We start from the raw sequence: 11,457 nt of genomic DNA, 5'->3' as shown, positions 1-11,457 counted from the left end.
ACTCAACATTCATTGTCAAAACCCATTTATGTCCGATAAATTCGTCGCTCCAATATCAAATCACTTGGATAATAAAGGCGCTTGCACAGTGGTATTTGTTGCAAAACGTATAATCAACGTTGTAATCAAAGCCTCAATCACTACAATCTCTGGTTCGATTTTTCAGTTAACGTTTGTATGCCGAAGTTAAACCAAGATAACCCTGTTCAAAGCTCCGCCCTTTCCGATATCGAAACCAGCAGTAAGATTCAATCGGCATTAGAACCGAAGTTTCACAAGCCAGAGAAACGTCTCTGCTTAAGCCCTGGCCTGTCGGATAAGCATTTGGCGCGCCGTTGGCAAGTATTGGAACACGTGACCAATAAAGATCATCTCCTTGATCCTTTCACGCAGTCACATTGCGATGCTTACTCCAACAACATCGAGCATTTCATTGGTACTGTTAATGTGCCGGTCGGCATTGCAGGCCCTTTGCGCGTCAACGGCTTGTATGCGAACGATGACTTTTTGGTTCCGCTTGCAACGACAGAAGCCGCGTTAGTCGCTTCCTACAACCGTGGCGCAAATCTTATCACCGCCGCTGGTGGCGCGAGCGCATTGTTACTAAGTGAAGGGGTGAGCCGAACACCAGTGTTCGCCTTTAATAACCTTGCCGACGCTGGCCAGTTCGTCAGTTGGGTTGTGACCCAGTTTGACGTATTTCGTCAAATTTCGGAATCCACCACCTCACATGGCAAACTCAAAGACATCAATGTAAATATCGAAGGAAACCATGTTTATTTGGTCTTTGAATACGTGACTGGTGACGCTTCCGGACAAAACATGGTGACCATCGCAACAAACGAAGTGTTCCATCATATTTTGGCGACCAGCCCAATCAAACCAACTCAAGCATTCTTGGATGGCAACTTATCAGGCGACAAAAAACCAAACGCGCACACACTGCGCTCAGTACGCGGTAAGAAAGTATCCGCCGAAGTGACCATTCCTGCTGAGTTAGTGGAAAAATATCTGCATACGACGCCGGAGTCTATGGTTCAATTTGGCAAAATGACCACAGTGGGCGGTTTACTCAGCGGGACAATTGGCGTCAACGCGCATTACGCAAACGCCCTTGCCGCGCTGTACATTGCTTGTGGTCAAGATGCCGCTTGCGTTGCAGAGTCTGCCATTGGAATCACTCGTATGGATGTGGACGCTCAAGGCAACTTGTACGCGTGCGTGACCTTGCCAAACATCATGGTGGGAACGGTTGGCGGTGGTACTGGCCTTCCAACGCAAAAAGCATGTTTGGATATTTTGGGTTTGCACGGCAACGGCAATGCGAAAGCGTTAGCCGAAGTCGCAGCTTCGCTTTGTCTGGCTGGCGAACTCTCGATTGTGGGCGCATTTTGTGCCGATCACTTTTCTCGTGCTCACCATAAGCTTGCCCGAAAATAACCTTTGTTGCTTTGTACAAGAGAACATCCGTGTGGTTTTCTCTTGTGCAAACCAATGGACTTTATTTATTGGCTCAATAATTTCTTGAAACTAACTTAAGCCTTAACAAACATACCAATCTCTTGTTAACAGTACTTTAGCTGTCCCCCTTATATATCCATTGCGATATCTCTGCTTGTTACTCTTCATTGGCCATATTTAATATCAGTATCTTAGAAAAAGTAGCATCAAAAACTTCTAGCACTATAGTACCAAATTCATCGTTTGAGTTTTTTGTTCACCACTTATAGCTACTATACTCGCCTATGCAGCTGCTTGATTTTCATAAATTTACTAAACAGCTCAAAAGAGCTTAATAACTCCCGTTAAATGGACTTAAATCGTTACTTCGGGTAAGCGAGTTAACTATGAGACGTCAGAAGCTAAATAAAATCTCTGCTTGGGTACTAGGATTGGTTATCTTATTGCTGAGCCATGTGTCTAATGTATCAGCACAAATACAGCAATCCCCATCCGAACAAACCGTTGCGCGTTTTCTCTATCAAACCTCTTTTGGACCAACACCTGCGTTAATTAATGAGGTTAGGGAAAACGGGTTAGAGGATTGGATACAGAAACAAATCAACCTGCCAGCAACCTACCATCAACCACTTTATCAAACGCCTTTTTCTAAAGGCCTACAGTCAAACCGAGAAAATGCTTGGTATCAAATTGTTGTTACTGCTGAAGATCAGCTTAGGCAGCGAACGGCTTATGCATTGAGTCAGATCGTAGTCGTTTCTCGTTATGGCGGCGTTCTTTCCAGCAAACCTACAGGGTTAGTGAATTACTACGATCTGTTGGTTGAGCATGCGTTTGGCAACTACCGAGACCTGTTGTATGACGTTTCCATCCATCCAGTCATGGGGAGCTATTTGTCTATGCTCGGTAGTGCAAAAGAAAATAGTGCGACAGGAACGCTTCCCGATGAGAACTTTGCTCGAGAGTTAATGCAGTTATTCACTATCGGTTTGTATGAACTCAATTTAGATGGCAGTAAAAAGCTAAACCACGCAACAGGCAAACCTATCCCCACGTACAATCAAACTGATATTCAAGAGCTCGCGCGAGCATTAACTGGATGGAAAAATTCCGACATCGCATTCGTGAAACCGATGCGAGTTATCAGTCAAAGACACGACACCGGCGAGAAGCGATTTCTAGGGAACGTGATCCCATCGGGTCTAACCGCACAAGAAGAGCTTTCAAAAGTGATTGATATGTTGATGTCTCACCCAAATGTTGCTCCATTTGTTTCAAAATTACTTATCCAACGTTTGGTCAGTTCAAATCCAAGCCCAGAGTACGTCGCGCGTGTTGCAACGATATTTAACAACAATGGGGAAGGAGAAAAAGGCGATCTAACCGCCGTTGTTCGAGCCATATTGCTCGACCCTGAAGCATTAGGGATGACGGATACCCCGCCTATAAAAGTGAAAGAACCGATACTGGTCCTGACTAATTTTCATCGAGCATCAGGTTTTACGGTTAAAGGATCACGTTACGAAGACGCAACAACGATGATGAACATCGCTAATCAAGGGCCGCTTCGTTCTCCTTCCGTGTTTAATTTTTACTCTCCAGACTATCAGCCGTCTAACGAGTTTACGGAGTCTGGTATTAACTCTCCAGAGTATGAACTTCTCAATTGGTCTGTTTATACCGATTTGGTCAACTATATGTTAACCAGCACTCGTAGAGGAGGTGGTGATTCCTACCACTTCGATCTTAACGAGTTTTATCTTCTTCTGGACGATCACCGTGCCTTAGTCGAATTGGTTAACGAGCGTTTCTTTGCTGGAACGGCTTCTGCTGAATTGAAAGAGCTCATGCTCACCGCCCTGAATGATTATCGTGGGGACTATGTGCCAACAACAAAACTCGCTCTAGTGATATTTACCGCCATTTCTGGCGACGAATTCTATATTCAGGATTAGGAGTGAATTATGGATATTTCACGACGACATTTTATACAAAGCACGCTATCGATGGGCGCACTAGCCTCTCTTAGTCTGCCAGGTTACTCTCTCGCAGCGCCATCCAATGACTTTCGAGCATTAATATGTGTGTATTTAGCAGGCGGAAACGATGCATTCAACACCATACTGCCATTATCGGAGGCGCACTATCGTCAATATTCCAAAGTCAGAGGGCCACTCTCTGTCGCCAAAGAAGACATACTCCCTATCAATTTAAGTGCTGTCGATAGCTCAAATCACCCAGTGAAGCTCGGCTTACACCCAAAGTTAAATGCGTTAACTTCCGTTTTCGAACAAGGCGATGCCAGCATCGTGCTCAATAGTGGCATTCTCAACCATCCCGTCACCAAACAAGCTATTGAGCAAGGTGAAGCATCACTTCCCGAGCAACTGTTTTCTCATAATTCTCAAACAGACGCTTGGTTACTTGGTGGAATGAGCGAGTCTAAAAATCTTGGTTGGGCTGGCAGAATGTTGGATGTATTAAACTCTGAATCAGAAATAACACCGCTATACAGTGTGCATGGCAACTCGCTTTGGTTACGGGCAATGGAACACCGCCAAACCGTCCTGAAAAAAGATCGCGCGGTTCAGCTTACCGCGATTGATAACCCTTTATACAAAGGTATCTATGATCGCCTTCTCTCTCATCAAACTGACAATCCATTTAATGGTCATTTTAATTTGATGGTTGATGAGTCGATGGTAATGAGCAGTGTACTGAGCGAGCAACTCAACCACATTGCTGACGAGCCGCTGTTTACGTCATCGACGCTCGGCAAGCAGATGCAAACCGTGTACAAATTGATAGCAAGCCAAGATGTCCTGAAGCAGCAACGACAAGTCTTTTTCGTTAAACACTCTGGGTATGACCTGCACGATTCGCAATTGGCACGTCATCCAGTGTTACTTGAGGATCTCGCGACAAACCTTTTAGCAATGTATCGTGCAGTCGAACGGTTAGGGCTAAACAAGCAAGTCACCTCTTTCACTATGTCTGACTTCGGTCGACGGATGATGAGCAACGGAAATGGTACCGATCATGGCTGGGGTGGCCATCAACTATTAATTGGAGGCGCGGTAAATGGGAAACAACCTATCGGTACATGGCCGGAACTAATACTGGGCGGAAACGATGATTACTCTCAAGGCCGACTCATACCCAAAATTGCCGCTGATCAAGTTGGTTCAACACTAGCACAGTGGATGGGCGTGAGTGATAACGCTGCACTGGAATACGTGTTCCCGAACATCCGTAATTTTACCCATTCAAACCTGGGTTTTATGGCTTAAGATATTTTACAGGTTAGCTGTAGAACACATCATCAAATAAGGGAGCCTCGCGCTCCCTTACTCATCTTATGTTTGCAAAGTGTCCGTTACACCTCGTCGCGACGGCGTTCGTTACACAGCTTAATGGCACGCTCAAGTAATTCTAGCGCGGATTGCTCACATTCAGGCAGAACCGCATCACTTTCACCAATTGGCGTTACGCGGTCACCCCATTTCAATACTGCCGCACCCCATGTCAAACCAGCACCAAACGCAGCGAGAAGCATGTTATCACCTGGGTTAACTCGACCTTGCTCTACCGCTTCACACAATGCAATTGGCACCGTCGCAGCTGAAGTATTGCCATAGTTTTGAATGTTAACAAACGCTTTGTCGTGTGGAATTCCAGACAGGTCACACAAGGTTTGAATAATACGAATATTCGCTTGATGCGGAATCACAACATCGATTTGTTCCGTCGTTAACTGTGATGCTTTCAGTACGGTTTTCGCAGCTAGCCCCATGCCTTTTACTGCACGTTTGAAAATTTCTTGTCCTACAAAGTTGAAATCCCAGTAACCGTTGTCTTCCGCAAAGCGATCCATACAAGTACCAAACTTTGGTACGGACAGAATATCGCGGCCTTTTGCGTCACAACCGATTTGAGACTGTAGTAAACCCGTTTCTTTTTCCGTTCTTGATAACACAACGGCGCCCGCACCATCACCAAATAGAACAGCGGTATCTCGCATTGCCCAATCGATGTAGAAAGACAATCTTTCCGCACCAATAATGATCGCGTTACGATAGTTACCTGATTGAATCAAACGTGTGCCCGTTTCTAGGCCATAGACAAATCCCGTACATGCGGCATTTAAGTCAAAGGCAGCGGCTGCACGAATACCTAGGTTCTGCTGTACCTTAGACGCGATATTTGGAATCAATGAATCTGGTGAACAAGTCGCCACAATGATTAAATCCACGTCTGCTGCATCGACACCTGCTCGAGCTAATGCATGTTTAGCAGCAACGGTCGCCATGTCTGACGTGTTTACATGACTAATACGGCGGTTTTCGATACCAGTGCGGGTACGAATCCACTCATCGGAAGTATCGAGGAAAGTGCTAAGATCATCGTTAGAGAGCACGGCTGGCGGAACACATTTCCCCCAACCTGTAATTTCAGCGTAGTAATTTGTCATCGCAGACCTATTTATTGTTGTATTTTAATAAAATTTCTTAGAACCTTAGGCTCAAATACAAACCTGCGCTGCGTTATTTCGGCAGGTTAAAAAATAAGTATACAAATAATGAGGCTGACTGGTAAGTCATGTTTTCATCAATACGTAATAAAGGAAGAAGTCATGTCATCGTTTAAAACTCGCTGCCCTTCGTGCGGCGGTCTAAATCGTGTCCCTAATGAGCGCGTTGCCGAATCTGCAACTTGCGGTAAATGTAAAAGTGCACTTTTAGACGGCTCGCCTATCGAAGGTACACAAGATAACTTTTCTGCTCTATTACAAAGTGATATGCCTGTTGTAGTAGATTTTTGGGCCCCATGGTGCAACCCGTGCGTTGGTTTTGCTCCTGTTTTCTCTGATGTTGCTCATGAGCAAGCCGGAACGGCTCGTTTTGTTAAGATTGATACCGAAGCTCAACAACAACTTGCGACGCAATTTGGTATTCGCAGTATTCCTACCATTATGGTTTTCAAGAATGGTCAACGCGTTGATATGATCAATGGTGCGTTACCTAAAACTCAATTCGATCAATGGTTAAATCAAGCACTTACTAAATAATCTTCCACGCCAACCTTGTTTGTAGGTTGGCGTTTTTATGCAACTTATCAACCTATCTAGTTAACAAATATTATTTATCGAAACGACTTAAATTTATCATTTTACTTGCCTAACTATTAGCCTCATATTCGCGCCGAATAACCCTTAGATTTCATTTAACTTATAGGCGCAAAACAGTGGAAAACACAGTCGTTCCTGCAGCATCACCACGAGTTACAGTTCCAGTCGTCGCACTGTCTCTTTATGCGGTGGCTTCGGGCTATTTAATGAGCTTGATCCCTCTCATGCTCGGTGAATACAACATCTCAGCAGATTACGCGAGTTGGTTGGCGAGTGTGTTTTATGGCGGCTTATTAACCGGTGCTATTTTTATTGAACGTATCGTACGTCAAGTTGGTCACCGTAACGCGTTTATTGGTTGCTTGGCCGTATTTTCGCTAACTATCGTCACACTGCCCGTGTTTGCTAACGGATTGATGTGGCTTGCCGCTCGCTTTATTGCGGGTATCGCGGTTGCTGGTGTTTTTGTCATTGTTGAGTCTTGGCTAATGTCTGGAGACGAAGCATCGCGTGCGAAACGTTTGAGCTTGTACATGCTATCGCTTTATGGTGGTTCAGCATTAGGCCAGTTTGGTATTGGCGTGCTTGGCGTAAGTGGCGGCGTTCCGTTTATTGCGATCACGACGTTGATCCTAATGGCGATGCTGGTGCTAATGTTCATTGAGTGTGAGCAGCCAAACAGCCATGAATCAACCGCTTTATCATTTAAGCAAATTGCCAAACTAAACCATGCAGCAATTATTGGTTGTGTTGTTTCAGGTTTGACCTTAGGCGCGATCTACGGATTAATGCCAGTTGAGTTAACTAACCGTAAAATTAGCCATCAAGACATTGGTACATTGATGGCGCTAGTGATTCTAGGTGGCATGCTAGTTCAACCAATGGTGACCGCGTTAAACAAATACATGAGCCGCACAGTGCTAATGGCGTTTTTCTGTATTTTGGGTATTTTTTCGATCGGTATGACCTTTATTTCCTCGTCAGCCGTGGTATTGGCTGCTGCATTATTCTTTTTAGGTGCAGCTACTTTTGCTTTGTACCCGATTGCAATCAACTTAGGTTGCGAAGGTCTTGATGAACGCTTTATTGTCTCTGCGACACAAGTCATGCTGTTTAGCTACAGCATCGGCTCTGTTGCTGGTCCTGTTGTCGCTGATAAATTCATGGGCCAAGAACACGGCTTGCTAGGCTACTTGTTTGCCGCTTTGGTTGCGACTGGCGTATACATGCTACTTGCTGCGAGCAAAACCAAGCAGCGTATGGCCGCTGGCCTCTAACCACGCCGCTTCTACTCAACGAAAACGAGGGCATGTCGCCCTCGTTTTTTTATTCTTCGCATTTTTGTTTAGATAAACGCTTGTGACGGTTTGACGCGTTCGCTGCAGGGTTTTCCGGTACCATGCGCTTTTCATGAAGCAAATGACGAACCGCCAAGATGGGATGTTTCAGTAACATTCTGGGGCCAGAGTAACGCATGACCAAACGCATTTGTTCTTTCGGCTCTGGTTTGTAGCAGTGAATCGGACATTTGTTACACGTCGGTTTATTCTCTCCATAAGGACAGCGGTCGAGGCGCACTTCTGCGTATTCAAGCAGCTCACGACATTCTGAGCATAAGTCACGTTTTGTTCCATGATGGTCATGACAGTAAACCTCTACCATGGCTTTTACTGTCTTAAATTCAGTGGCGAGTTTGCCAAGTAAAATATCGCTCATGCGCTATCCAAAAATCACAACATCATTGTGTAAAGTTCTAACGTGCGGCCATTATCATATTGCTGCTCAACTCGTTCAAACTCAAAGCCCAGTTTTTTGAGCAAACTTATACTACGAATATTGTCATTATTGGTGATGGCAACCAAATTATCGAGTTTCATTTCCTCTCTAGCGTATTCCAGCACTGCGGTTGCAGACTCCGTTCCGTAGCCGAAGCCATAAGCGGAAGGTAAAAATCCATATCCGAGATCATAGTGTTGTAATGTGTCACGTTTAACCAACCCACAAATCCCGATGGGTTGCCCATCTTCTTTCTTCTCTACAACGAGTAAACTCACGCCTTTAATTTGTTGCATGCGTAGCATGTTTTCTTTTATGTAACGCGCCGCTTCATATTCGGTACGAATTTGTTTGTCTCCGACAAAACGGTAGAAGTCTGGGTGGTTATAAAGTTCTAGTATAAATGGTGCATCATCTACACTCACAAGACGCAGTATCAAACGTTCGGTGTACAGTGTTTTCATTTGGGCTCCATTAAAACGCGATAGATGATTGGACATAGGAACGTACTTGAATTTTGCGACCGATACCGGCGCTTATTTAGTTGTAACTTGATAAAAAAGTAACTATCCTGCCTCGCTAAATTAAAGGACCACCACCATGAACCGCAAGAAGAAAATCAATCAGATCTTGAAAGCGAAGCAGAAGAAGCATAACGCTAAGCTACATAAGAGCAATAAGCCGCGTTATATCTCCAAAGCTGAACGCGCGAAAATGGAAGCTGAAGAACAAAACCAAGCTTCAGAACACACGGAAAACGTTGTAGACACAGCGCAGACAGATCAAGCCTAAAAGAAAAGCCGCTTCAAGCGGCTTTTTTGATATTCGGAGATAGTTAGCTTTAGTATTCGACACTGTAGTTCAGTGTGAATGTGCGACCTCTTCCTTTGTAGTCGTACGCTGCAGAATCGTAGTGTGCTGCATAAAGAATCTGCGCACGTTGTCCCCAAGCGGTTGTGTAGTCTTCGTCAAATAGGTTTTGAATACCAAAACCTAACTGCCCGATAGGTAGTGTTACGTTACCAAGAAGATCAAACGTAGTGTATCCATCTAGTTTATTGTTTGCGTCATCTTCGTAATCAAACATCGTCTGGCTTTGTAAACGTACTGAATAGCCATCCTGATAGTAAGCCGCCCACGCGCTCGCTTTTGATGTACTTGCTTTACCCGCGCTTAGATCTTCCCACTTACCGTTGGTTTTCAGCTCAGAAACCACATAGTGACCTGATGCACCTAACAAAATATCACGGTTTACCCAGTAGTTAATGTTTGCTTCGGCACCGTATACACGTTGCTCGTCATCAACATTGGTGATTAGGAGCGTCTTCTTGTCATACTTGATTGAGTTATCCGAAACCGAGTAGTAACCCGCCGCTTGCAGTGCGACAGTATCCGTATCTAATCGGTAACCAATTTCATAGCTGTCCGTTTTGATGCCCGACATTTTTGAGTCAGATACATTAATGCTATTGTTCAACGCGTAGTGACCATTTGCATCCGCGGCATCGTAACTACCTTGGCCGTAGTACTTTGCAGGATCAGCAAGTTCGAAACCTTGAGAGAAGTTCGCCCAAAGCTGAGATTCATCGTTAAGCTGATAAATGGTGCCCAAATTAAATAAGCTCACAGAGTAGTCAGTGCTGCCACCTGGTACCGCATCCGCTGATACACCATTACCCGATGCGATCTTCTTTTGTATACTATAGGCAACAAAATCATCAATCTTATTGTCCATGTATTGGTAGCGGTAGCCTGCTTGTACTGACCAATCTTGATTGATTTGGTAATCCCCCTGGACAAACATTGCGTAAGACGCCACATCAACATCTGGGTAACGCCCCACTTCGGCATAGGTTCGATTAATTAAGTTCCCAGAGCTGTTCGCAATGGTTGGATCGAACAGAGCCTGGTTACTTTCAAAACGGTCTAAGTACGCATCGACACCATAAACAAGTTTGAATGACTCCCAGCTTTTAGCTAACGCTAAGCGCCCAGCAAAAACTTCTGTTTTTTGTTGAGAGGCACTTTGGTAATAAGGAGTAAAGGTTTGGTCTTCACTACGGTAAGATAACTCGCCTATCAGTTGATGACCGAATACGCTGTCGTGAGCGTAGTTCGCACTTAAGAGAACTCGCTCTGTACCATGTTCACGGTCGGAATCGAACCCCTCTCGTACATCAACAAATTTATTGTTAACAATGTACAAACCGTATGGCGAATCTTGCTGGCTGTCATAGTATTGTGCGACAAGGTTTAACTTGCTGGCATCGGAGATTTGAATCTCGGTCGATCCCATAACATCGAGCGTTGAATTATACTGCAAGGAGCCCTGTGAAATGTCTGGGGTGACAATGTCGCCATTTGCGTCAAATGCACCTTGTGTCTCGGTGTACACAGCCGAACCTCTAGCGGTAATTCGCTCATTACCACCCGAGATAGACTGAGCGAGTTTGTAATCAAAGTCATCGCTGCTATTAAAGCCTGTAGTGCCACTCATGTAGGATTCAAACGACAAGTCATCCGAGTACGCTTTCTTGGTGATAATGTTAATAACACCACCAGTAGCGCCTGCACCATAAATGGAGGTTGCACCAGATAGTACTTCAATTCGCTCGATGTTGAATGGGTCTATTGCGTCTAACTGACGACTAATCGGGCGAGAAGACTGTAACGAGACACCATCAATCATTACCAACATTGCTCTACCGCGAAGGTTCTGACCATAATTAGTTCGACCACCGGTGCCGACGTCTAAAGAAGGGATGGTTGCAGATAGAATATCACCCAGTGTCTTGCCCGCACGATATTGCTGAGCAATCTCTTCTTGGCCAACAAACCAAACCGTTCCTGGAATATCGGAGATCGATTTCGGCATCACACTGCCTACAACAACCAATTGCTCATCGCTCGGAGTCGATGTTTGTTGAAGATCTTCTGCTGCTATTGAGCTAACTGCGTATCCACTGCTCATCGCAAGTACGATGAGATTGAAAGAAAACGTCCTTTTCATCATTGTATTTATCTTTTTGTTGTCAACAAGAGCATGCAATGATACTTATTCTCACTCTCAAATCGAGCACTGTTACACAAGT

Annotated in this window: 10 protein-coding genes; 6 read left to right on the top strand and 4 right to left on the bottom strand. The window is 44.8% G+C overall.

What is annotated here, in order from left to right; translation table 11 throughout:
- The first annotated feature begins 177 nt into the window (after positions 1 to 177).
- The 3 genes from R7P35_RS03650 to R7P35_RS03640 all read left to right on the top strand — a co-directional run bounded on the left by R7P35_RS03650 (position 178) and on the right by R7P35_RS03640 (position 4,751).
- Positions 178 to 1,440 (top strand): hydroxymethylglutaryl-CoA reductase, encoded by a 1,263-nt coding sequence (locus R7P35_RS03650; RefSeq protein WP_104980708.1) that lies wholly within the window; start codon positions 178 to 180, stop codon positions 1,438 to 1,440.
- A 407-nt stretch (positions 1,441 to 1,847) separates the two neighbouring features.
- Positions 1,848 to 3,416: a DUF1800 domain-containing protein gene (locus tag R7P35_RS03645; RefSeq protein ID WP_104980709.1), complete on the top strand. Its 1,569-nt coding sequence runs from the start codon at positions 1,848 to 1,850 to the stop codon at positions 3,414 to 3,416.
- A 9-nt stretch (positions 3,417 to 3,425) separates the two neighbouring features.
- The gene (locus R7P35_RS03640; protein ID WP_053349916.1) at positions 3,426 to 4,751 is read left to right on the top strand and encodes a DUF1501 domain-containing protein; all 1,326 of its coding nucleotides are present in this window, start codon (positions 3,426 to 3,428) and stop codon (positions 4,749 to 4,751) included.
- An 86-nt stretch (positions 4,752 to 4,837) separates the two neighbouring features.
- On the opposite strand, the gene R7P35_RS03635 is transcribed toward R7P35_RS03640, so the two are convergent.
- Positions 4,838 to 5,932, bottom strand: a complete 1,095-nt coding sequence (locus tag R7P35_RS03635) for a ketoacyl-ACP synthase III (protein ID WP_104980711.1) — start codon at positions 5,930 to 5,932, stop codon at positions 4,838 to 4,840.
- A 162-nt stretch (positions 5,933 to 6,094) separates the two neighbouring features.
- Between R7P35_RS03635 and trxC the strand changes: the two genes are divergently transcribed.
- The gene (trxC, locus tag R7P35_RS03630) at positions 6,095 to 6,529 is read left to right on the top strand and encodes a thioredoxin TrxC (RefSeq protein ID WP_005387991.1); all 435 of its coding nucleotides are present in this window, start codon (positions 6,095 to 6,097) and stop codon (positions 6,527 to 6,529) included.
- A gap of 176 nt (positions 6,530 to 6,705) precedes the next feature.
- Positions 6,706 to 7,866: an MFS transporter gene (locus R7P35_RS03625; protein WP_033907039.1), complete on the top strand. Its 1,161-nt coding sequence runs from the start codon at positions 6,706 to 6,708 to the stop codon at positions 7,864 to 7,866.
- Positions 7,867 to 7,915: 49 nt separating this feature from the next.
- Here R7P35_RS03625 and R7P35_RS03620 read toward each other — a convergent pair whose 3' ends face one another.
- Both R7P35_RS03620 and R7P35_RS03615 read right to left on the bottom strand, forming a co-directional pair.
- On the bottom strand, positions 7,916 to 8,305 hold the full coding sequence (locus R7P35_RS03620) for a nitrous oxide-stimulated promoter family protein (RefSeq protein WP_104980715.1): 390 nt from the start codon (positions 8,303 to 8,305) through the stop codon (positions 7,916 to 7,918).
- Positions 8,306 to 8,319: 14 nt separating this feature from the next.
- Positions 8,320 to 8,829: a GNAT family N-acetyltransferase gene (locus R7P35_RS03615; RefSeq protein ID WP_054865303.1), complete on the bottom strand. Its 510-nt coding sequence runs from the start codon at positions 8,827 to 8,829 to the stop codon at positions 8,320 to 8,322.
- A 136-nt stretch (positions 8,830 to 8,965) separates the two neighbouring features.
- Between R7P35_RS03615 and R7P35_RS03610 the strand changes: the two genes are divergently transcribed.
- Positions 8,966 to 9,157 (top strand): DUF2986 domain-containing protein, encoded by a 192-nt coding sequence (locus R7P35_RS03610; RefSeq protein WP_005376066.1) that lies wholly within the window; start codon positions 8,966 to 8,968, stop codon positions 9,155 to 9,157.
- Between the two features lie 49 nt (positions 9,158 to 9,206).
- Here R7P35_RS03610 and R7P35_RS03605 read toward each other — a convergent pair whose 3' ends face one another.
- A complete protein-coding gene (locus tag R7P35_RS03605) occupies positions 9,207 to 11,378 on the bottom strand; it encodes a TonB-dependent receptor (protein ID WP_213904505.1) in 2,172 nt (723 codons plus the stop codon).
- Positions 11,379 to 11,457: the final 79 nt, after the last annotated feature.

It is taken from the genome of Vibrio sp. Vb0304 (assembly GCF_033338995.1).
Lineage (GTDB): Bacteria > Pseudomonadota > Gammaproteobacteria > Enterobacterales > Vibrionaceae > Vibrio > Vibrio alginolyticus.
The sequence above is the reverse complement of the archived record's forward strand: the minus strand, read 5'-3'. Positions and strand labels throughout refer to the sequence as shown.